This is a genomic window from Vibrio zhugei (genome assembly GCF_003716875.1).
GTDB classification, from domain to species: Bacteria; Pseudomonadota; Gammaproteobacteria; order Enterobacterales; family Vibrionaceae; genus Vibrio; species Vibrio zhugei.
Genome location: NZ_CP033078.1, coordinates 164,656 through 187,672 on the forward strand (window position 1 = coordinate 164,656; position 23,017 = coordinate 187,672).

Sequence of the window (23,017 nt, forward strand, 5' to 3'; positions counted from 1 at the left end):
CAATAAGGATAGTACCGTGTTTGATAACATTCTTGTGGTTTGTGTTGGAAATATTTGTCGCTCTCCCATTGGGGAGCGCTATTTGCAAACCATACTCCCGCATAAAAATATAGCCTCAGCAGGCATAGCGTCCAAGCGCAGCGGCTTAGTCGGTAAACCGGCCGATACCATGGCTGTGCAAGTAGCCGAAGAGCATGGTGTGGATATTACCTCGCACCAATCGCAGCAGCTCACCTCAGAACTATGTGCTCAATACGATTTAATCTTAGTGATGGAAAAAGGCCATTTAGCGGCGCTGTCTGAAATAGCGCCGGAAGCGCGCGGTAAAGCCATGTTATTTGGCCAGTGGATAGGCCAGAAAGATATCCCCGATCCATACCGTCAAAGCAAAGAAGCCTTTGACTATGCCTACCAATTGATTGTTCAAGCGGCTGATGCTTGGCGAGCCAAACTTTAATACAACGATATAAATTATGACTGATTTAAGATCAAAAGCCGTCAGCTCATCTGACAACGACGAAATAGATTTAGGACAATTGTTTGGCACCTTATTGGATGGCAAATGGGTGATCGTTAGTATTACCTGTTTGTTTTTGCTAATAGGCGTGGCGTATGCGTTGCTGGCGACACCGATTTATCAATCGGATGCGCTGATTCAAGTGGAACAAAAAAGTTCGGGCGGCTTCTCTTCTGTGGTCAGTGAAAACTTAGGCGATATGTTTTCTTCTGAATTAACTGCCGATACCGAGATTGAACTCATCAAATCCCGTATGGTGTTAGGCGGCACGGTCGATAAGTTTAACTTAACCACCGTAGTTAAGCCGGAGTATATCCCTATTATTGGAAAAGGCTGGGCTCGTTTAACTGGCGATGAACAAAAAATCAAAGTGAGTCAATTTGATATTCCTGACAGTTATCAACGAGAGCCCCATCAATACCACATTAAAGTACTTAACCAACAAAAAGGTGCTTATGAGCTGGTAGATGAAGACGATAATGTGTTACTTAAAGGCAATGTAGGCGTAACCAGTACAGGGCACGGATTTACCCTGAAAATTAGTGATATTCAAGCCGATGATGGCTTTGAGTTTTCAATTTCGAAACGTAATCGGATTGACGCAGTCGAGTGGTTGAAATCTCATCTGGGTGCACAAGAAGAAGGAAAGAAAACAGGAATTATCCGTTTGAGCTTTTCCTCTGATAATCCAGCATTTTCTGAAGCTTTGCTTGATGATATTGCTCAACGTTATTTTTTACAAAATGTGGAGCGTGATTCAGCGGAAGCGGAACAAAGTATTCACTTTTTAAAAGAAAAGTTACCACAACTGAAAGCCAAGCTGATTGATTCAGAAAACAAGTTAAATAATTACCGTAAACAGCGTGAATCGGTTGATTTAACCATGGAAGCGGAATCAACCCTGAAAGTGATGGTCAACTTAGATGCCCAGCCCAACGAATTAACCTTTAAAGAAGCCGAGATCAGCCAAAAATACACCAAAGATCACCCGGCGTATAAAGCGCTAATGGATAAACGCCAAACCCTATTAGGTGAAAAAGCCAAACTGAATAAAAAGATTGAAAACTTACCGGAAACGCAAAAACGCATTTTAAGCTTACAGCGTGATGTGAGGGTTAACCAACAGATATATGTGCAATTGCTGAATAAAATTGAAGAACTGAGTGTGGTAAAAGCTGGGACAGTTGGAAATGTACGTATTGTTGACCATGCGCAAGTTTTTCCTAAACCTATTAAGCCGAAAAAGCCTTTAGTTGTGGTCATTGCGACAATTCTAGGTTTTTTGATGGGCATTGTTAGTCTTTTTGTAAAAAGAACTTTACATCAAGGGGTGGAAAATCCGGATGATATTGAAGAACTTGGTCTTTCAGTTTATGCCAGTATTCCTCGCTCTGAAATGCAATTGACATTGACAAATAAGTTAAATGGAAAAAGTCGCCGTTCCAGTAAAGAAATGTTACTACTCGCAGAATTAAATCCCGCCGATTTGGCAATTGAAGCTCTACGCAGCCTACGCACAAGTTTGCACTTTGCCATGATGGAGGCAAAAAACAACATTCTGATGATTTCAGGAGCATCACCCAATATCGGTAAGTCGTTTGTATCTACAAATTTTGCCGCTGTATACTCTAAAACGGGTAAAAAAGTATTAATTATTGATGCTGATATGCGTAAAGGCTATTTACAAAGTGCGTTTGGTCTTAACTGGCAGCATGGTTTATCTGATTATCTTAGTGGGAAGATGGCCATTGAAGAAGTGGTAAAATCTACGAGTATTGAGCACTTAGACGTCATTACTCGAGGACAAGTTCCACCGAATCCTTCTGAGCTTTTAATGCACAATCGACTAAAAGAACTGCTTATGTGGGCTTCAAACAAATACGATTTGGTTATTGTCGATACGCCTCCTGTATTGGCCGTGACTGATCCAAGTATTGTTGGTACTTTAGCAGGAACTACATTAATGGTCGCACGTTTTAGTCAAAATACAGTTAAAGAACTTGATGTCGCAAAAAATCGTTTTGAACAGTCTGGTATATATGTGAAAGGTATTATTTTTAATGCTGTAGAGAAAAAAGCTTCTAATTATTATGGATATTATAATTATAACTATAATTCTGATAAATAGAGAAGCTAGACTAATATATTCAGATATTTACTAACGGTAATTTGATATAGTACAAAAAATATGAAAAAAAAAATAAATCTCATACGAGAAAGTAAATTTATAAAGAATATTCTTCTAGCGATTATGGGTACTGCTGGTGCTCAGGCTATTACCATGCTATTTTCACCAGTAATTACCCGACTCTATGGAGTAGAATCTTTTGGCTTACTCGGAACATTTACTGCGATACTAACCGTGTTAATTCCTATATCTGCATTATCTTATCCTATAGCTATCGTCTTATCTAAAGAAGATAATGAAGCTGAAAATATAGCAAAGATAAGTGTAATCATATCAATATTAATATCGATTTCAAGTGCGCTATTCATTATTGTATTTTCTGATTATATAGTAAGAAGTCTTAATATAGAATATCTTAGAGATTATTTAATAATAATACCTATAGCACTATTTTTTTCAGCTTTAAAACAGATTCTCGAACAATGGTTAATTAGAAATAAGCTATTTAGAATTACTGCTCAAGTTGCAGTTTATCAATCCTTATTTTTAAATATTGTAAAAACTTTTTTTGGATGGTTTTCTCCGTCAGGTTTTGTATTAATTATTATTACATCTTTAGGCTACTTTACATATGCGACACTATTATTTATCGTAGGTGGAAATAATAGTAAACTTATAAAAAAAATAAGTTTAAATAAAAGCGAATTTAAGAGTGTTACTTATAAATATAAAGATTTTCCACTTTATAGAGCTCCACAACAATTTATAAATGCATTGTCACAAAGTTTACCAACATTAATGCTTGCAAGTTTTTTTGGCTCGAAATCAGTTGGTTTTTATGCATTATCGAGAATGATAATGGGAATTCCCTCAATGTTAGGTAAATCTGTTGGAGATGTTTTTTATCCGCAGGTTACCGGTGCCATAAACCAAGGTAAAAATGTATCTAAACTCTTAATTCAAGCAACGAGTTCACTTTTTTTTATCGGTCTAATACCCTTCTCTATAGTTATTCTATTTGGTCCTTGGCTTTTCTCTTTTGTTTTTGGAGCTGATTGGATTATTGCTGGTGAATACTCTCAATGGCTATCTTTAGCAATGTTCTTCTCTTTTATAAATAGGCCTGCTGTATCAACATTAGCTGCTCTAAGACTGCAAAAATTTTTTCTAGTATACGAAATAGTAAGTGCTATCGTGCGCTTTACGGCAATAAGCTTAGGGTTTTATCTATACAAAAGCGATATTTTTGCTGTTGCGGCATTTTCATGTTCTGGAGTAGTACTAAATATATTTCTCATATTCTATACTATAACGAAATCTAAGGCTAAAACATGAGTGATTTTATATTTTCATCAAGAAAAAAATCGTTTGGTGATTTAACATCTCTAATAGAGTCAATATATTGCGAAAATCCCCCCATAATCGAAGAAATGCATGGAGACTGGGGATCACTTGCAATTAGTCATAATCAATATCTAGGTTTTAGACCTTATGAAACAGAGAAACATATAATAGTAGTTATTGGTGGGCCTGTGTTATGCTTCAGGAATAACGACTTTTTAGTTGGCCAAGATTCTAATATTGCGACGAAAGAGATTTATCATCGTTGGCAAGTAGATGGGAGTATTGTGTGGGATGAAGATCTTAGTGGTCCTTTTGCAATCTTACTGATTGATAAAGAATTAGAGTTAGTTGAAGTTGTAACAGATTTAATGTCTTTCATTCCCACATATAGTTATGAATATGATAATCACTATAATCTGGGAACGCACGTTGATTGTGTTGCTGATTTATCTAATAAAAGTTCCGATCATGACGAAGTATCGTTAGCCGATTTTATTATTAATAGTGCAATAACATATCCGTATACACCCTTTGAAGGTATATATCAGCTGGAACCTGCTTCAGTAACTCATTTTGGTGAAACAAAATATACTGATTGTTATTGGGTTCCTGAAAAAACGAACAGGTATACGTCTATTAATGATGCGGCCAATGATTTAAGTAAAGGCATATCTAGCTATGTAGAAAAAGTGACTGAAAATATGGATACTGTCGCACAATTTGTTAGTGGTGGTGAAGACTCTAGAGCTTTGAGTGGATTAATTCCTAAGCGTTTAAAAAAATCGGATATACATTTTTAAATGGGATGAATCGTGAAGGAAAAATCGCTCAAAAAGTAGCTAATATATATGATATAGATATGAATATTGGTTATAGAAAAGATACCCATTATTTAGATATAATAGATGAAGCTAGTAAACTAGTTGGCTCTGGAGAGCAATATTCTCACGCTCATAGTTTAGGCTTTGATCGTATATATAAACTTTCCAAACATACAGCTGTTTTTGGTGGCTACTTGGCAGATTCAATACTGAAAGCTCCGTATTCAATGAAAATAAAAGGTATGAGTCGCTTTCCTTTTATTCCTGAAATTTTTATAAAGAATGAAAATAGGACCGATAAGATAGAAAAACACTATGTTTCTTCTTCAGTACTAGAAAAAGTAAATAATAGACGACTGTATCGGTTTGAAAAAATAAAAGAGCTACGAAATGAAAGTGCACATGAATGGTTTGTTCTTTTTCCTTCGACGATGCGGGTAGCAATTGGTAATTATCATAGTACAAGAAGATTATTTAGAAGCTATGAACCTTTCATGTCGAATGCAGTAATAAAAATCGGTGCATCTGTACCAACAGAATGGAAATTGAATCGTCGTCTATTTAATCGAGCAATGAAACCATTTTTATTACCTAGCAAATGGTTAATACATGGAGATGGTCGATTGCCATATTTTTCTTGGGTAGTTAACTCATTTATTCAAATTCCTTTTTGGCTTTACCACAAAATAGGGAAAAAAGTTGGTATTATTAAAGGATATCAAGGTTCTTGGTGTAATTGGCATGAAGTAGTTAATGGTATAGCATGGAGAGATTTAGTTAGAAAATATACTAATTCTGATATTGACCTTGACTTTATAAATAAAGATTTAGAACAATTATTATTGAATAGTGATCTTACTTACTTTGAAAAGGTCAATTTGTTACAGGTGTTAGTTAATATTAATCAAGATAAAAATAAATAATATAAAATCTGGATGTATAGTCAGTAAAACTAAATTCATCAATGATAATTTTATCATTGATGATATAGCTATATTTTTAACTAATATAATTAATGTTTCCTTGTCGAAGCAGAAGTAGTTATGATATAAATGATTAGAAAATAATTAAGTGTATATGTTATAATGTTTATATATTAAATCAGTTTTAGACGACATTCATTCTTAAAGGTATCATTAAGTATTAATTTTTAGGGAGTTATAATTTTCCTTAATATAAACATCAGTTATTCGACGATTAAATTTGTAAATTATAATTACTTTATGTGAAGTTATCAATAATTTTAATGTCTAATTATGAATGATAAAAATAATTATTTTATTTTATTTTATTTTATGAAAAACTAATATAGATATCAAGATATCAAGATATCAAGATATCAAGATATCAAGATATCAAGATATCAAGATATCAAGATATAATAGACAATACTGTATAAAAGTGTGTAAGAATGATTAAAAAAAATAAACTAATAAACTACTATTTATATTTTTCAATATTTATCCCCCTTTTGCCATCTATAATGAATAATTCACAAGTTCATGTAAATATACTAGGTGTTTTACTCTTCTTTACTGTTGTGCTAATTTATAGTAAAAATTTAACTTTATATAGGCAAAGAAATATATTAACCTATTTTTTTGTAAACCAAATTCTTATTTTACTTACTTATATTTTTGGATATGAAGCGGCAGAGTCATTATCAGATTTGATGAGTTTGTTTAGACCTATAATGCTATTTATGTTTTTCTATTCGACAATGACGTTACTACGTTATAATGAGATAGAGAAAATATATAATATTATAAAAAGTTTAAAGTTTATTATAATAATTTGTTTTTTAACAAGTATTATTGAGATAGCTAAGCCACCAGTTATAACAGGTTTATTTGATTTTCTTTATAAAAACACAAATAAAGAAGATATAACCAATGTAGCTGTAACATTTTTCGGCTTACCATATTACTCAGCACTTTTTTACAACTTTTGTTTGATATTATTTCTAGTCGGAAAATCATCTTTTAAAAATACCTTTTCCAAGTCATTATATATATCATTATTATTACTTTGTATTGTGATGGCTCAATCAAAGACTGGAGTTGCATCAGCATTCTGCGTGATATTCATGTTTTGGTTTTTTCAGTTAAAAGCAAAGAATAAAGTATTTATCTTAATTTCTTTATTATGCTGTATATCAATAATATATTCATATTTATTAGACTTTATTCTTTATTTAAATGAAAATTATTCGGGTAATTTAGTTCGAACGTTATATGACCTTTTCTACGATACTAGTAATTCAAATACGTTACAGCTACGTATAGATCAAGTAATGATGACTCTAAATACCGTATTAAAAAACAACTATTTTGTTGGTGTGGGTTTAGGTAGAGGAGTCCTTTTAGAATCTTGGTTTGTTACTATTCTATACCGATATGGATTTATAGGTATATTATTTATAGGATTATGTTTTTTATATGTTTTATTTAACTCTTATAAATTATATATATATACAAAACGAAAACACTATAATGATTGTAATCTTTTATTGATCACACCATTATGGTTAATATCATTGTTTTTCACACAGATTAGCTCATTATCTATTGAAGTTTCAAAGGGGGCACTAGTTAATACACTTGCTCTGTCTTTAGGCATATCAATATATTATTCTTTTAAGGAAAGAATAAATTTAGATTACGAAGAGAATACAACATGAAAAGAAAAGCTCTACTTTTAAATACATCATTTTATCCAAATATAGGTGGTGTAGAAAATTCTCTCCGAAGCATTGCTGAAGAGTTGTCGAATGAAGGTTGGCATGTTGATATAGTTACTGCCTTAACTATCGAGACTGAACCAGCTGAAAAACTATTCGGTGCTAATATTTATAGATATAAATCAAGTGGAGGAGGTACATATGTTTATAATGCTTATCGATTAATAAAAAGTTTAGAGAATGAATATGAACTAGTAATTTGTAGGCATCATGTATTAGCTATTGTACTAAAACTGTTAAAGTTTAAAAATATCAAATATATTGTTCCTGGTGTATATAAATATCAAAATATTAGAGAGAAATCTCTATCACTAAGATCAAAGCTAAAGTACCGTTTTAATATGACTATTCAAGGTTTAGCATTTAGGTGTTCAGAGTTATTTGTATTTAGTGATTCAATGAAATTACAAATAGAAAGTATAATTGGTTCAAATTATCATATGACAAAGATTAATCCTGGTGTAGACGATAAAAGATTCTTTCAAAAAAATAAAGAAGAGATTATTGCATTAAGAGAAGAGCTAAGTTTAGATGTAGATAAAAAATATATACTAGGTTTAGGCCGATTTGTCGATGTGAAAAATTTTGAAGTTTTAATTAAAGCGATGTCATATACACCTGATGATTTTTCACTACTATTAGTAGGTGATGGATATTTAAAAGAAAAATATCAGTCTCTTATAGAAGAATACGCAGTATCTAATAAAGTTATTATAAAGCCATCAACTAAAACACCAGAAAAGTATTATCAGTTATGTGATGTATTCTGTCTATCATCTATATATGAACCATTTGGACAAGTACTGCTAGAGGCTACATTTTCTGGACTACCTATTGTAGCATTCGATAATCAATCTTGTGATGGAGTGGATACTGCTACACGAGAAATTTATGAAAATTATCCTAGTTTAGTCAATTTTTGTCACAGTATGGATCCTGAATCATTATCAAAACAGTTGATTTTGTCGACAAAAGCTGAGTTTAATAAAATTGAGTTTAATGATTTTGTATTATCTAAGTCGTGGGATGGACTTTTGAAAAAAGTTTTAGGAGAGGAATTTTAAATAACATATACTATATTAAAAATGTTATTTAATGAATAATTCACACGCGTATAATGTTTTTAAATTAAATTTATTATTTCCATTCCAGTTAATACTAAAAACTAAACATTTACGTAAATAAAGGCAATAGTATATGAAAATAGAATTTTTAATATCAACTGTGGATAGAAACAACGTTGATTTTATATATAGAATGTTCAAGAATTTAGATATAGAAAATATTAACGCTGTTATAATAAATCAATGTATAAATATCGACTTACCAGAAATGATCCATGTGCCACATGATAATATAAAGATTATTTCTGTAAAAGATAAAGGAACATCTAATAGTAGAAATTTAGCGATGGAAAACATGTCTGGTGATATTTGTACTTTTACAGATGATGATTTAATATATGATAGTAAGGTGTTAGATATTATTGAAAAAAGTTTTTTAGAGAACGATTCAGATATTATAACATTTAAGACAAATTTTATAGAAAATGACAAAAGTATTAAGAATTATAGAGAAGAATCATTTAATCACACATTTCATTCCCTAATGAAAACTGGTGATTGGGAGATTTTTTTTAGAAAAAAGTCTATCGAAAATAAATTGATAAAGTTTGATAGTAATTTTGGCTTAGGATGTAAGTACCCATTGTGTGAGTATCAAATTTTCTTAACCGACTGTTTTAAAAATGGTTTGTCTTTATTATATATTCCTAAAGTAGTTGTAAGACATCCTTTAGATATCGTAAGGACGGGGGTCAAATTTGATTCTCATATAGAAAAAGCTAGAGGTGCAGGTTTTGCTAGGATTTTTGGCTGGAAAGGTGTATTTGCTATAGTTTATTTTGCAATAAAAAAATATAGTCTCTATAAAGATAGGAAAAGCCTAGTGAAGGAGTTTATAGATCTTTTTTCTGGATATGTTGAGTTATTAAAAGGTTATTAGTATGGCATCATTAGTTTCAATTATTACTCCTACGCATAATTCAGAAAAATTTATAGAAGAAACGATAAGGTCTGTTCTTGAGCAAACATATATATATTGGGAACTTATAATTATTGATGACTGTTCTCACGATTCAAGTTTTGATATTATTAAACGTTATTCTGATTTAGACGAAAGGATAAAAGTTTTTCAGCTTGATAAAAATTCTGGTGCCGCTGTTGCCAGAAATTTAGGTATAGAGAAAGCAAATGGTAGATTTATTTCTTTTTTAGATAGTGATGATTTATGGGCTAAGGATAAATTAGCATCTCAAGTTGAATTCATGTTGAAAAATAATAAAGACTTTAGCTTTTCTGCTTATTATTTAATTGATGAACAAGGAAAAGAAATAGGGCTTGTTAACGTTCCTAAGTATGTGAAATATAGGGATATACTTAAAACATGTTCAATTGGTTGTTTAACAGTTATGTATGACACGAAGAAATTAGGTAAAGTATATATGCCGTTAATTAGAAAAAGGCAAGATTTTGGTCTTTGGTTGAAAATATTAAAGGACATTAACTATGCTTATGATTTTGGGAAAGTTAAATCTTATTATAGAGTTAGAGCAGATTCTATTTCTGCTAATAAAAAGTCAGCAGCATATTATCAGTGGAAAATATACCGTAATGTTGAAAATATGGGAATGATTTCTTCTTTGTTTTATTTTTTTAATTATGCTTTTTTTGGCATTTTAAAATCTAAGCTACCTAAAGTTTATGACTTTTATTTAAAATTTAAATGATCCTGAATTCAATTGCGACATTCATGGAAAGATGTATACCTGTTCAACTTGAAGATGCAGGATTTAACATTTGAAAGTTATCGTTAATACGTGACGCTAGAGAGCCTGCAATCTCCGGAAGAGACACAGTGAAAAATCGCCGGATAGCAGCTTCAAAGTCACGCTTACTTTTGAAGTAAACGTTGTTTCTTACTTGCTCGTTCATTACCTTCCATAACCGTTCTATTGGGTTGAGGTTGGGGCTATAAGGTGGCAGATAGTGAAGTTCTATGTTCAACACAAAAGCCGCATCTTTTACCAAATCTGTACGGTGATACCCCGCTCCATCTAAGATGAGGTGAAGCTTTTGATTTAGTGGGTAGCTCTCTCTCAGTCTACAGAAAAACCGAACGATATTTTCGCTGTTGATGCTTTCATAAGCGCTAATAACCGTATTGCCAATATCTAAGAGGTTCAGTGCGCCAACAATGTTGAGGCGGCTGCGGCTTCCTGTTGTCTCTATAGGTTTACCCTGCCCGGTACGTATCCACCCATGAGTGATTTTTGTAGCTTGAGTCGGGTGAACCGCATCCATGAACAAGATGGGTTCGTCCCTGCCGCAGCGGGATTTGAGTGCCTTGTAGGCCTCAACAAACTCCTGCTGTTTAGCTTCACTAAATCGATGGGGGACACCTTTAGGCTTCTTGTAGCTAAAGCCATTGTGGTGCAGCCACTTGTTCATACCTGCGACTGTATAGCTCACACCAAACTGCTCTAGGACATAGGCCACAATCTGATGAGAGTGGTGGTAGGTCACCTCAGTGAGGCGCTCGATAAGCGCCATAGTTTGGGAAGCGGATAATCGACTACTGGAGCCACCATTTTCGGGCTTTAGCTTCTCTGATTGCTGGTAGTCCTGAAGATGGCGCAGAACGGTGGTTTCATGAATACGCAAAGCTTGAGAAATCATTGCAGTACTCCAACCTTCAGACGTTAGCAATACCGCTTTTATACGGTCACGGACTCGACCATCACGCGTTTTATCGTGCTGGATATCGAGTGCTTGCTTTTGTTCTTTGGTCAGCCTTATCTTCATGGGGCGTAGCATGATCCTCATTACTCTGAAAATCAAGCATCTTCAATGATCACGGGTATAGAAGAGGAAGCCAACTGCTGAAAGTGGTACGATCTTCTCGCCAAAGAAACAAGCCGTACTACCATGAAGTATTATCGACAGTTGACCGACGGCAGAATACACCAGATTTCTGCTCTTTTGAAACGGGGAATTTCGGTTTCTGAAATAGCTAAAACCGTTTGCTGCCGTCTCTCTACGTTATATCAGGAGCTTAAACGGGGCAGTAAAGGCAGTCATTATTGCCCAAGCGAAGCTCAGGTATTCTCAATCAATAAAATGCATATCAGCGCGTAAATACCGAACACCTCAGGAGCGAGTTTGTAACCATCCCCTAAAATAGTGGCATACCATTTTGGAGTTCTTCAGCATACACTGAATGAATCAGGGAGAACTCGCTATGAAAAAATCACGCTATACCGAAACACAGATCGTGAAGATTTTGAAAGAAGTCGAAGGTGGTCGCCTTATCAAGGAAGTCTGCCGAGAATACGGAATATCTGATGCCACTTATTACAACTGGAAAGTAAGCGCACCACAAACCACACATTCTAATCACGCGTTGCCCACTCTATGATCACATCTCCAATCCAAAGGAGATGTGATATGTACAAACGACGCACCGACCAAGAATGGCTTTCTCTGATTGAGCAATGCCAAGCCAGTTCGCTCACACAACACGCTTTTTGCCAAAAACACGACATTAGCGTATCGACATTTTACGCCAAGCGGCAGCAGCTGAGTGTTAGCCCATCCCAAACTCAGAGTGGCTTCGTTAAGGCCGACATTATTGAAAAGACTACGTGTCGCAAGGTGACCCAGACGTCGTTGGCGAACATGACTTTGATAGCAAATAACGTCGAATTGAGTATTCCTCAAGGCACGCCACCATACTATCTTGCTGAGTTGATTGGAGCCTTATCATGAAACGCATGATGACCGCGCCAGTGGTGTATTTATATCGCGAGTTTGTCGATTTCAGAAAGTCTATCAATGGTCTGGCACTGTTGATTGAATCCGACACCGAACTTGAGCTAGGCTCAGGGGCATTGTTCCTCTTCACCAATAAACAACGCGATAAAATAAAAGTGTTGTATTGGGACCAAACGGGTTATGCGCTCTGGTATAAACGCCTCGAAAAAGCCAAGTTTAAGTGGCCCACGCAAGAGAAAAATACGGTGTTTACCTTAACGCAATTTGACCTCGACAGACTGCTTTCTGGCTTCACAATAATCGGCCATAAATCGGTAAAAATCGACAGTTTTACAATGGGTTAATGGCAATAAAAGTCAGATAAACCAAGCCTTTTTTATCGGTATTCAGTACAATGAATACCATGAAAAAGACGACCCCCGACATCAATCCAGACAGCCAAAACATCGCGGAACTTCAAGCGATGGTGAAGGCGTTGATGTCTGAGCAAGAAGCTTGGCAGCAAAAAGAATCACAATGGCAACAAGAACGCCAATCCTTGATTGAGCAGTTCAAACTGGCACTTGACCGCCAGTTCGCCAAACGCTCTGAAGCGTTAAAACCGTATAACGAAGCTCAGGGCGACTTCTTTAATGAAGTGGAATGCGAAGCGGAGAACGTCGACGAAGACGTGGTGACCACGACGACCACAACAAAGCGCCGTGGTAAACGCCAGCCATTACCGAAAGACTTACCTCGCGAAACCGTGGTTCTTGACCTGGACGAGCACGATAAACAGTGTCCTTGCTGCCAACATTCTCTGCATCAAATCGGGGAAGACCGTAGCGAGAAACTGGAGTTCACGCCTGCGATACTCAACGTTATCGACTACGTTCGTCCTAAATACGCGTGCCGTCATTGTGAGCAACACAGTGAGACTAACCCAGTTCACCAACAGCCAGTACCCGAAAGCATCATCCCCAAAAGCTTCGCCACAGAAAGCTTGCTGGCCAATATCATCTTAGGTAAATACCAGTACGCCTTGCCGCTGTATCGACAAGAAACCTTGTTCACGCAATCGGGCATCGACTTATCACGAACGACCATGGCTCGCTGGGTTATCCAAGTGAGCGAGAAGTTCCAACCCTTGTACCAAGCCTTAAAAACGCACTTACTTGAGCAAGTGGTGGTGCATGCCGATGAAACCCCATTGAATGTGCTGCAAGAAGAGAAGCGCAGTTACATGTGGCTGTATTGCTCAGGCGCTGACTCTCCGCAAGCGTGTTTACCGGATATGAAAAACATCGTCTTGTACGACTATCAAAACAGTCGCGCGAGAGCGTGCCCAATGGACTTCTTGGAAAATTACTCGGGTTACCTGCAAACCGATGGTTATGCCGCGTACGATGGTCTCACTCAAGTGACGAACGTCGGTTGCTTCGCTCATGCTCGCCGTAAGTTCATGGAGGCAAAAAAGCTCCAGGGAAAAGGCAAGACTGGGAAAGTGGATATCGCGCTGGCGAAAATCCAAAAACTCTATGCGCTTGAAGCTCGCTTAAAACAGTCATCAGCCGAAGAGCGTTGGTCAGAGAGACAAGCACACGCCAAACCGATATTGGACGACCTGTATCAATGGCTCACGACACAAAAGGTGTTCGAATCCAGCCCACTGGGTAAAGCGATTAAATACACCTTGGGTCAATGGCCGAAGTTGGTGCGTTATGTGGATGATGGGCACTTATCCATCGACAACAATCGAGCAGAACGTGCAATCAAATCGATGGTCATTGGCCGAAAGAACTGGCTCTTCGCCAACACATCAAAAGGTGCTGATGCCAGTGCGTTACTCTATAGCATCATCGAGACGGCTAAAGCCAATGGACTCATTCTCTACGATTACATGGTCAAGTGCATGAAAGAGCTGGCGAAAGCAGAGCCTGACATCGAATCACTTCTTCCGTGGAACTTCTCACACTAAAACGCCCCGTGGGTTCATGGGGCGCTTACAAGATATGAAGCTCCATAGCATTATATATAAAAACGCCCCATCCTAGGATGGGGCGTTTTTATTAGATAACACGAAAAATTACATACCTTGTTGGCTCTCGATATACACTTCTTTTTCTTTGCCTTTTAGGCGTTTGATAAACGCAGTGATTCGCCAGATATATGCCAAAGTGAATGCGTAGATAAGGAAGCAAATAACAAAAGTGATAAACATGCCTTGCTCACTGATGTTGGCAATTTCTCCGTAAATACCAAAACCCGCAAATACTGCCGCGATAGTACAGATAAATGCGAGCGTTTGGTGCGGACTTAATCCTAAGCGTTGGCAAATATGGTGTAAGTGTCCACGATCTGGTTTGAACGGTGAGTGGCCACGACGTAGGCGGCGGATCATGATGGCTGCCATATCCATCAGCGGAATCGCGATAACCCATACTGCAGTAATCGGGCGCATCAAGGCATGGCCGTTATCTTGGCTGGCCCCAATTAACAACCAAATTACGGTCATACCAATCATCATACTGCCAGCATCTCCCATAAACACTTTGCGGGTATGCCCTAGAATGCCTAAGTTCATACAAATATACGGCACCATTGCTACGATGATGGCGAAGCATAACCCCATGGCCCAATGCTGATCAGAAAGGCTTAACATAATCGCGAGTGCGCTAAAGGTTACTACTGATAAACCGCCTAGAAGCCCATCAATACCGTCAACCATATTAAAAGCGTTGATTGCGCCAATAACCGCAAAAATGGTAAACAGATAACCAAAGTATCCCAGAGTGATGTCACCGTAACCGAACAGGTTACCCAGGTTATCAAGACTCAGCCCAGTTTGTGTCATCAGCAAAATCGCGAGTCCTGCTTGCACCCCTAAGCGTAACTTAAAGCTAATATCAAACTTATCGTCCAGTACGCCCACAATGATCAAACTGGTAATGGAAAAGAAATACAGACCGGTGTGAGCGAGTGAGTTTGGGTTGAAGAATAAATATAATGAGGTAACGAGGTACAGTGCGACACCACCAACGAGTGGTACTGCGCCTTTGTGACGTTTGCGAAAATCGGGTTTATCTACCAATCCTATCTTTTTAGCAATCTTCCTTGTGATAAACAGGGAAGTAAATGATAAAAAGAACACTATCACTATTTCCATAATCATAATATTAGCCAACGTAAGTTATTTGTTAATGGGCTTCTGCCCCTTTTGTAGTAGTACGTTATTCTATATCGATTAGGTCGGGGAAGAAAGCGAGTTCCTTTTCCTTCAGGTACCTATCTGCTTTATTCTTGACCATTCTCAAATATGAGACACGATAGCCTACCTATTTAGGGTAGGTGTATGGTCACCGAGAAATGTCATCATTAAGTTGGTAAATGGCAAGATGTGATATTTAATCCAAATATCAATGATACACCTAAAAAAATGTCATATTCGATTCGATGCACTGGTGTTGATTTGTTGAGAAAATAGCAAAAAGATTACATGAAGCGTTTGTTTTGCTAACAAAAGTTCGCAATAATGCGGTCACGTCAGAATTAAGGTGATAACGAATGATTAAGAAATGTCTCTTCCCGGCTGCGGGTTACGGAACACGTTTTCTTCCAGCGACCAAGTCGATGCCCAAAGAAATGATGCCGGTCGTGAATAAACCGCTCATTGAATATGGTGTGGATGAAGCCATTCATGCAGGCATGACAGATATGTGTATTGTGACCGGTCGCGGAAAACATGCGATTATGGATCATTTTGATATGAACTTCGAACTAGAGCAGCAGATTGCTGGTACTAAGAAAGAAGAATTATTGGGTGATATCCGCGGTTTGATGAACTCGGCGAATTTTACCTACATTCGTCAGCGTGAAATGAAAGGCTTAGGACACGCGATTCTTACTGGCAAGCCGTTAGTCGGAGATAACCCGTTTGCGGTGGTATTGGCCGATGACTTGTGTGTCAATGAAGAAAAAGGCGTGTTGGCGCAAATGTCTGAGCTGTATAACCAGTTCCGTTGTACTATTGTAGCGGTACAAGAAGTGCCAGAGTCTGAAACTCACAAATACGGTGTGATTTCCGGTGAAATGATTAAAGATAATATCTTCCGTGTGGATGATATGGTCGAGAAGCCGGATCCAGGCTCTGCGCCAAGTAATTTGGCGATCATCGGTCGTTATATTATGACTCCGGATATTTTTGATTTGATCGAACAAACCGAACCGGGTAAAGGCGGCGAAATCCAAATAACGGATGCGTTATTAAAACAAGCCAAATCGGGATGTGTATTGGCTTATAAATTCGAAGGCGAGCGTTTCGACTGCGGCAGTGTTGAGGGCTACATTGAAGCCACAAACTTCTGTTATGACAATATTTATAACAAAGCGTAATGCCAAGTGGTATTGAACGATTGTAAAGGGAGCCGTTAGGCTCCTTTTTTAATGTCGAGCAAACCGACACTGTGCAATGATGCATGACAGGCCTGGCGATTTTGGAGGCTGGCTCGCAAAATACGTTGAAACGGATGACATGGCTATTTTTCGCTTTACTATCTGATGTATAGGGATTTTTTAGGGAAAGGACATGTTATTTATTACTAACCGCATGCCGAAGCAGTCGGCACGTTCGCGCGCGGGGCGGCGGATTGATTTTGATTACAAAAATACGGATGTGTCGAAGTGGCTGTATTTTTGTGAACGTCATGGCGTGGATGAGTATCAAGAAATCATGTCTGACGCGTTCTTTTCTCGCCTCAAACACTTGCCGGATTCCTCGCAATTACTTTTTTATATCCATGGTTTCAATTGCAACATGGAGCCGGATGTTTTTAGCCAAGCGGAAACCTTACAAGCGCTACTCAATAGTGATGGTCGTCAGCGAGTGTGTGTGATTCCGTTAATTTGGCCTTGTGATGATGATGCTCCGCTACAAATTTTAGATGATTATTGGGATGATCAACGCTCGGCGGATTTCAGTGGGATTGCCTTTAGTCGTTTACTTGATATGTTCGATGAATGGCGGCATGCGCCTGAGCAGCAAGCGAAGCCTTGTTTACGACGCATGAATGTCCTGGCGCATTCCATGGGCAATCGCGTGTTAGTCAATACGCTGCATTATTGGGTGGATTTCCATGGTTACGGTGGCATGCCCATGCTGTTTAAAAATGTCTTCATGATTGCGGCCGATGTGAATAATCGCGTGTTAGAACGCGGCCACAAAGGTGAGTACGTGCCTGACAGTGCTAAAAATGTCGTGATTTATTATGCCAGCGATGATTGGGCGATGTCGGCCTCGAAAGTCGCCAACCTTAAAAACCGGATAGCGAGTCGCCGACTCGGTATGACCGGTCCCGCCCAACCTCAATTGCTGCCATCTCAGCGCGTCTTCAGTATTGATTGTGATGCGTTTAATTCTCGATTTGATTCCAAAGGGCATACCTATTTTCTTACTAATGCACAAGGGGAAGTCAGTCCCATCATTGAGCATATGGCGGGAATTTTAGATCATGGCGTTGTCGCACCTGCCTTCTGGTTACCCAATGAAATGGATAACTCATCCTCAGTCAGTCCCACTGATGAGTAAGGTTATGGTGCGCTGCGGTACTGTATATTGACTGTCGTCGTGCTGGCATGGTGACCTCTCCAGCTCTCCCCTAAAAAGGAGAGAGCTGGGAGAGGAATGTTAGCGTGCTTTGGTTGCGTCGGCGCTTAGGCGTTGTGTTGATGACCTGAGTCTTGGGCAATGTTTTCCGATGTGCGAGCAAGCGTTAAGGACAAGCGCTCAAAGCTGCCACGAATCAGTTCGTATTGTTCTTCGGTAAACTCTTCTTGCGGCAGTTTGCTAAACAGATACTCGGTTGCTTCGGTAAAGTCACTGGTATGCAAGCCGTGATAGCAACGATAAAACGCATCGGCCAGCGCTTGCTGGAGCTCATCAAGGCTCTCATCAAAGCGGTGACTACAGTTTCCCTGAATCACTTTTCTTAACCGTAATGACACATGCCCGATATTGAGCGCAGTCAGCGCCAAATCCGTAATATTGCGGGTTTTCGTCATCCCTTTTTCATACGTTGAAATCCGTAGCAATCGGTCGCCCATGCGTGAGTTAAACCAAATATCGCCTTTGGTTTGTTGTGGCAGTTGTATTAAATCGTGATACGTGTTGTTGATGAGTCGGTTCATCATCAATTGTAAGCTCGGGCCCGTAATCAGTTTAAACAGCCAATACAATAAACTGACCCCCACAAAAATCGCGAGCGCGTAACTGACGGTCGAATCGATCTGAAATGATAGTGACATCCCCGGGCTTGGACGAACAAAAATGGTGAAAGGAATTAAAATACCTAACCCATAAGGCAAGGTCGGCCGATTAGAGAGCGCGAGTAAACCGACAAAATATGGCGCGGAGAGAATGAGAACTAACAGTTCATAATCACCAGAGCTTTCGGCTAATAAGGGAAGCGCATAGAAAATCGCTAACGGCAGTGCAAAACATAATCCGACCAATATACGGCGCAGCACCAAGGTCAAAATCATCATGGGTAAACGCGCCATCATGATGGAGAACACGACGGGCAGAATCATCATCATTAACACGGCGCTCGATCCTGTGCCTATCCACAAGCTGGCACCGACCAAAAACATGATGGCACTGCGTAATCCTGTCGTCACACCGACGAGTGGATCGTGGTGCGGTTTGATACGCGGTGCGTTTAAGAGAATTTGGCGATCACTGGTCAGTGAGTCATAGCTTTTGAGAATGACGATTAAATCGGCGGTGAGCTCTAACGCAATTTTGAGTAAGCGAACTTCTAAGGCCGATTTCCCCGTCGACTTATTCGAATAATACACTTGCTCGCGGCGCAGTTCTTGTACCAGCTGGTGGCAGGTTGTAAAGTTATCGGCCTGAGAAATACGCACGAAGTAGCTGTGCATGTTATCGATGATATGCGATAAGTTTTCCGAGACTAATTCGGGATGGTTGCGTTGTACCCGCCCGAAAATCTGGATGAGTGACAGCAACGACAGGATCTTATTGGACAGCAGATTCGAGGCTCGACTGCGTCCGGGACCGAGTGGTCCCTCATAGGTGACGGCGGTGGAATCATCATTGAGTGCGGTCAGGGATTCTAAAATACTATCGATGGCTTCATGGCGTGCTTCGTGTGAGCCTTTGGGATCCAGTTCAATGCAAAGGTAATGCAAAGTTTTATTGATGGTGGTCCGCGCATGGCCTCGTAACACGGAACTGACGCTGATCGGCCAGATCAAGGTACTCACTAAAGCCGCACAAATCACCCCGACGATGATTTCACTCATACGAGCTTGCGCTGTGGCGAAGATCATCGTGCTGCTGGCTTGGGACGGTTGGATCATCACTAAGAGTACAATCAAACACGCGGTCATGCCTGCCATGGCAAAAGCATAAATCAGGTTAACGCGGCGCACGAGCGCAGATAGGCCTGAGTTAATACCGAGCCAGACAGCTAAGCAGCCAATAGAAATATAGGGATAGGCGGAGAAGTGCTCTAAAAGGACAATGGCAAATATCCCCCCGACAATGGTGCCCAAAATTTGGTACAGCCCTTTTTCGATGACCAGTCCGCTTTCTGGACGGATTTGCAAAAAAATCGCCCCGATTAATGCCCAATAAGGTCTGTCAAGGTTTAGGAACATTGCGAGGTAAAGAGAAAGCGCCATCGCAATGACGCCTTTTATGGCAAATCTAACCGAATGAGATTCGGGAAAGAAGATACTGTTAAACAACGCCTGCATACTAATATCGCTTATTTAGACTGTTTTAACTGGATAGAAACGGTCATGCCTGCGCTGAGATTGACATCATCTGGGGTCGGATCCAGTTGAATGTCGACAGGAATACGCTGAGCCAAGCGCACCCAGTTAAACGTTTGTTGTACTTGAGGTAGTAGCTGGCTATTGCCTTGTGTGTTGGAGTCGGCAATGGCTTTGCCAATACTGGTGACCTTGCCTGTTAAGGGTTTACCACCGCTCATTAATGTGATGGTGGCTTTTTGTCCGACATGAATCATTGGTACTTTGGTTTCTTCAAAGTAGCCGGTGACGTAAAGACTGCCTTTTTGAACCAAAGACAGAACCGATTTGCCTTTGCTTACGTAGTTGCCTTCACGCAGGGATAAATTGACGATGGAGCCTTCTTGTGGCGCTTTGACCACCGAGCGTTCTACGTCGATTTGAGCCGATTGCAATTTGGCTTCGCTCAGCTTGAGTGTCGCTTCTGCTTGTTTGGCTTGAATACGCGCACTTTCGATGGTTTCATCAGAGATCAATTTGCCTTGTTTGCTAAGTTCCACTCGGCGTTGATATTTGTGCTTGGCGAGTTCAAACGCATAGCGATTGCCTTCGACTTGCGCTTCAAGTTGCGCTAGCGTGGCTTTTGCGCGGGTGTCATCAATGGTGAGAATAACATCGCCCTTCTGCACATGTTGATTGTCTTTGACGTTGAGATGCGTCACCCAGCCGGAGACATCTGGCGCAATGGTGATGATGTCCGCACGAATTCTGCCGTCACGAGTCCAAGGGGAGTAGAGATAATGTTGCCAGACCCAATGGCCAGCGAGTATCGCAACAAGGATAGTGATGATAGTCAGGGAGATACGTAAAGGTTTTTTCATCATGGTGGTGGTTAGCTCCCGAGTAAGTAAACAATGAGTGCGAAATAGCAAATATACAAGCCGACTTCAAACCAAGCGACTCGCCAAATTTTTGTGTAAAGGCCGGTTCTATACAGGGTAAAGCGCGTTACCCAAGACAGAATAAAGGCCAGCGGCGCAAATAGAACCAAGGGGCTAAATAATAAACCACCCAGTGCTAATTCTTGAAACATATTGGAAAATCCCATTCTAGTGGTTTATTGACACCCATATCGACTACTTTACCTGATGGGTGTTCATATTGTGTTAAATAGGTAAAGAGAGCTGAGAATAACCAAGCTTTAAAAAGGAATAGACGATAAATACGCGAGACGAACAATACTGCATGATGTGCGGTTAGTTATTATTGATAGAATAAGCACGATATAGTTTTAACCCTGAACCATCTTCTAATCAAGTGTTTCTTCGCTTTACGCAAGTGACTGGTGAATGGTTTGAGCAAGAAATGGCACCAGTTCTTGTTCAAACCAAGGGTTTTTCTTCAGCCAGATATTATTACGCGGCGATGGATGCGGTAGCGGTATGATCGTCGGCGCCCAGGTTTCCCATTGTTTTACTGTGTCTGTTACGGTTTTCGGATGGGGGGTTGGTAAATACGCGTTTTGCGCGTATTGGCCCACCAATAACGTAATTTCGATGTTGGGCATATGCTCCAGCAAGGCTGGGTGCCATTGTGGCGCGCACTCTTTACGAGGGGGTAAGTCGCCACTTTTCCCTCGGCCCGGATAGCAAAATCCCATCGGTAAAATGGCCACTTTTTGTGGGTTATAGAACGTGTCTTTATCGGTCCCCATCCAATGTCTGAGGCGATCACCACTGGCATCGTCCCACGGAATGCCGCTCTTATGTACTTTCAGTCCCGGAGCCTGACCGACGATAAGAATACGTGCTTGTTGATGAGCTTGAATCACTGGGCGCGGACCTAGAGGTAAAGATGCTGCGCATCGTTGGCAGTGCGTAATTCGCTCTAAAAGCTCGTTGAACGTTTCCGGGTAAGTGGGAATGAGGTCAGACATAGAGTCTCCTTAGCCATGAAAGCGCAGAAAGAAAACGCGACACCGAGAACAAATGGTCGGTTTATTGCTTTTTTCCCTACTGGTTATCCAGTAAACTGCCGCTGTCTATTTTTGATTATGAATTGAGTGATTATGCTACAAAACCCTTTGCAGCTTCGCCTTGAGAAGTTCGAACCTTGGCAACAGATTACCTTTATGGCGAGCTTATGTGAACGCATGTATCCAAACTACGCCGTTTTTTGTCATCACACTGATTTTTCTGGCGCTCGGGTGTACCGCGAGATACTAGACAGTGTGTGGGAATTGTTGACGGTGAAAAATGCCAAAATCAACTTTGAACGCCAATTGGAGAAGCTGGAAGATATTATTCCTGACTCTCAAGAATACGATTTTTATGCGGTCTATCCGGCGATCGATGCCTGTGAAGCCTTAGCCGGTTTACTGCATGGTTTATTGGATCGTGATGGGTTGCTTGATGCGGTGATGAATGTCAGCCAAGTGTCTTTGCGCACGGTGGTACAACTGGAAGAAGCGCAAGGTTCTGAGGTCATCACCAATGATAATCAAAAACAGAATGAGACGGTCTGTGCGGAGTGGGATGTGCAATGGGCCATTTTCCGTCCTTTAAAAGATGCCAAAGAGCGCGATATTGAGCTGATTAAAGATTTACGCCAAGAGCTCCGCGATGAAGGCGTGAGCAATATTGGTATGAGCGTCTAACCGTCCCGCGTTATTTCCCCCTTCCGGTGTGCGACGGGGGAACCCCTTCTGTTTTCCTATTGTTGTGTTTGTGGTCTTTCGAGGCCCAGTCTTTGATCGTATATTCACTCGGTTTGACCCGTCATGAGAGCGTGTTTGGGCGTGAGTGGTACTTTTCTGGTGTTTGCATGAGATGCGCGATATAACGCACGTTTTACCTATTTTCTCTTGGTCGATAATGCCATGAG

At 39.6% G+C, this 23,017-nt stretch carries 21 protein-coding genes and 2 pseudogenes; 17 read left to right on the forward strand and 6 right to left on the reverse strand.

The features are described from left to right. Nucleotides 1–16: 16 nt before the first annotated feature. From EAE30_RS05835 to EAE30_RS05875, 9 genes are all read left to right on the forward strand, one after another. Nucleotides 17–457, forward strand: coding sequence for an arsenate reductase/protein-tyrosine-phosphatase family protein (locus EAE30_RS05835; RefSeq protein ID WP_123015138.1), 441 nt, complete (start codon nucleotides 17–19; stop codon nucleotides 455–457). A 16-nt stretch (nucleotides 458–473) separates the two neighbouring features. Beyond that, complete coding sequence (locus tag EAE30_RS05840) at nucleotides 474–2,645, forward strand: polysaccharide biosynthesis tyrosine autokinase (protein ID WP_123015139.1); 2,172 nt, start codon at nucleotides 474–476, stop codon at nucleotides 2,643–2,645. Between the two features lie 60 nt (nucleotides 2,646–2,705). Next, nucleotides 2,706–3,980, forward strand: a complete 1,275-nt coding sequence (locus EAE30_RS05845) for a lipopolysaccharide biosynthesis protein (RefSeq protein WP_123015140.1) — start codon at nucleotides 2,706–2,708, stop codon at nucleotides 3,978–3,980. Further along, nucleotides 3,977–4,789, forward strand: coding sequence for a hypothetical protein (locus EAE30_RS05850; protein ID WP_164711804.1), 813 nt, complete (start codon nucleotides 3,977–3,979; stop codon nucleotides 4,787–4,789). The genes EAE30_RS05845 and EAE30_RS05850 overlap by 4 nt, the downstream gene beginning before the upstream one ends. A 5-nt stretch (nucleotides 4,790–4,794) precedes the next feature. Next, nucleotides 4,795–5,733 (forward strand): hypothetical protein, encoded by a 939-nt coding sequence (locus tag EAE30_RS05855; RefSeq protein WP_123015142.1) that lies wholly within the window; start codon nucleotides 4,795–4,797, stop codon nucleotides 5,731–5,733. Between the two features lie 488 nt (nucleotides 5,734–6,221). Beyond that, a complete protein-coding gene (locus tag EAE30_RS05860) occupies nucleotides 6,222–7,490 on the forward strand; it encodes a hypothetical protein (protein WP_123015143.1) in 1,269 nt (422 codons plus the stop codon). After that, nucleotides 7,487–8,614 carry a glycosyltransferase family 4 protein gene (locus tag EAE30_RS05865; protein ID WP_123015144.1) on the forward strand — a complete coding sequence of 376 codons (1,128 nt, stop codon included), beginning with the start codon at nucleotides 7,487–7,489 and terminating at the stop codon, nucleotides 8,612–8,614. Before EAE30_RS05860 ends, EAE30_RS05865 begins: the two co-directional genes overlap by 4 nt. A 133-nt stretch (nucleotides 8,615–8,747) precedes the next feature. Then, nucleotides 8,748–9,554, forward strand: coding sequence for a glycosyltransferase family A protein (locus EAE30_RS05870; RefSeq protein ID WP_123015145.1), 807 nt, complete (start codon nucleotides 8,748–8,750; stop codon nucleotides 9,552–9,554). Between the two features lies 1 nt (nucleotide 9,555). Then, on the forward strand, nucleotides 9,556–10,338 hold the full coding sequence (locus EAE30_RS05875) for a glycosyltransferase family 2 protein (protein WP_123015146.1): 783 nt from the start codon (nucleotides 9,556–9,558) through the stop codon (nucleotides 10,336–10,338). 43 nt (nucleotides 10,339–10,381) lie between these two features. Here the strand turns inward: EAE30_RS05875 and EAE30_RS05880 are convergent, their stop codons facing one another. Further along, a complete protein-coding gene (locus EAE30_RS05880) occupies nucleotides 10,382–11,413 on the reverse strand; it encodes an IS630 family transposase (protein WP_123017271.1) in 1,032 nt (343 codons plus the stop codon). A 123-nt stretch (nucleotides 11,414–11,536) separates the two neighbouring features. Between EAE30_RS05880 and EAE30_RS05885 the strand changes: the two are divergent. The 5 genes and pseudogenes from EAE30_RS05885 to tnpC all read left to right on the forward strand — a co-directional run. Further along, nucleotides 11,537–11,771: pseudogene (locus tag EAE30_RS05885) on the forward strand (helix-turn-helix domain-containing protein); the annotation flags it as partial. A 78-nt stretch (nucleotides 11,772–11,849) separates the two neighbouring features. After that, nucleotides 11,850–11,975: pseudogene (locus EAE30_RS05890) on the forward strand (transposase); the annotation flags it as partial. Nucleotides 11,976–12,055: 80 nt separating this feature from the next. Next, the gene (gene tnpA / locus EAE30_RS05895) at nucleotides 12,056–12,376 is read left to right on the forward strand and encodes an IS66 family insertion sequence element accessory protein TnpA (RefSeq protein ID WP_123015147.1); all 321 of its coding nucleotides are present in this window, start codon (nucleotides 12,056–12,058) and stop codon (nucleotides 12,374–12,376) included. Beyond that, on the forward strand, nucleotides 12,373–12,726 hold the full coding sequence (tnpB, locus tag EAE30_RS05900) for an IS66 family insertion sequence element accessory protein TnpB (RefSeq protein ID WP_164711805.1): 354 nt from the start codon (nucleotides 12,373–12,375) through the stop codon (nucleotides 12,724–12,726). The genes tnpA and tnpB overlap by 4 nt, the downstream gene beginning before the upstream one ends. Nucleotides 12,727–12,785: 59 nt before the next feature. Beyond that, entirely contained in the window at nucleotides 12,786–14,339 is a 1,554-nt protein-coding gene (gene tnpC / locus EAE30_RS05905) for an IS66 family transposase (RefSeq protein ID WP_123015148.1), read from the forward strand. 108 nt (nucleotides 14,340–14,447) lie between these two features. Here tnpC and wecA read toward each other — a convergent pair whose 3' ends face one another. Continuing rightward, complete coding sequence (gene wecA, locus EAE30_RS05910) at nucleotides 14,448–15,533, reverse strand: UDP-N-acetylglucosamine--undecaprenyl-phosphate N-acetylglucosaminephosphotransferase (protein ID WP_123017273.1); 1,086 nt, start codon at nucleotides 15,531–15,533, stop codon at nucleotides 14,448–14,450. Nucleotides 15,534–15,925: 392 nt separating this feature from the next. Here wecA and galU point away from each other — a divergent pair, with 392 nt between their 5' ends. Further along, nucleotides 15,926–16,753, forward strand: coding sequence for a UTP--glucose-1-phosphate uridylyltransferase GalU (gene galU, locus EAE30_RS05915; protein ID WP_123015149.1), 828 nt, complete (start codon nucleotides 15,926–15,928; stop codon nucleotides 16,751–16,753). A 193-nt stretch (nucleotides 16,754–16,946) separates the two neighbouring features. Continuing rightward, nucleotides 16,947–17,945: an alpha/beta hydrolase gene (locus tag EAE30_RS05920; RefSeq protein ID WP_123015150.1), complete on the forward strand. Its 999-nt coding sequence runs from the start codon at nucleotides 16,947–16,949 to the stop codon at nucleotides 17,943–17,945. A 125-nt stretch (nucleotides 17,946–18,070) separates the two neighbouring features. Here EAE30_RS05920 and EAE30_RS05925 read toward each other — a convergent pair whose 3' ends face one another. The 4 genes from EAE30_RS05925 to EAE30_RS05940 all read right to left on the reverse strand — a co-directional run bounded on the left by EAE30_RS05925 (nucleotide 18,071) and on the right by EAE30_RS05940 (nucleotide 22,070). Then, the gene (locus tag EAE30_RS05925) at nucleotides 18,071–20,137 is read right to left on the reverse strand and encodes an FUSC family protein (protein WP_123015151.1); all 2,067 of its coding nucleotides are present in this window, start codon (nucleotides 20,135–20,137) and stop codon (nucleotides 18,071–18,073) included. Nucleotides 20,138–20,148: 11 nt separating this feature from the next. After that, entirely contained in the window at nucleotides 20,149–21,018 is an 870-nt protein-coding gene (locus tag EAE30_RS05930; RefSeq protein ID WP_241967714.1) for an efflux RND transporter periplasmic adaptor subunit, read from the reverse strand. 8 nt (nucleotides 21,019–21,026) lie between these two features. Then, nucleotides 21,027–21,227: a DUF1656 domain-containing protein gene (locus tag EAE30_RS05935; RefSeq protein WP_123015152.1), complete on the reverse strand. Its 201-nt coding sequence runs from the start codon at nucleotides 21,225–21,227 to the stop codon at nucleotides 21,027–21,029. A 237-nt stretch (nucleotides 21,228–21,464) separates the two neighbouring features. Next, nucleotides 21,465–22,070, reverse strand: coding sequence for a uracil-DNA glycosylase family protein (locus EAE30_RS05940; protein ID WP_123015153.1), 606 nt, complete (start codon nucleotides 22,068–22,070; stop codon nucleotides 21,465–21,467). Nucleotides 22,071–22,202: 132 nt separating this feature from the next. Here EAE30_RS05940 and EAE30_RS05945 point away from each other — a divergent pair, with 132 nt between their 5' ends. Then, nucleotides 22,203–22,790, forward strand: a complete 588-nt coding sequence (locus tag EAE30_RS05945; RefSeq protein WP_123015154.1) for a YjaG family protein — start codon at nucleotides 22,203–22,205, stop codon at nucleotides 22,788–22,790. Nucleotides 22,791–23,017: the final 227 nt, after the last annotated feature.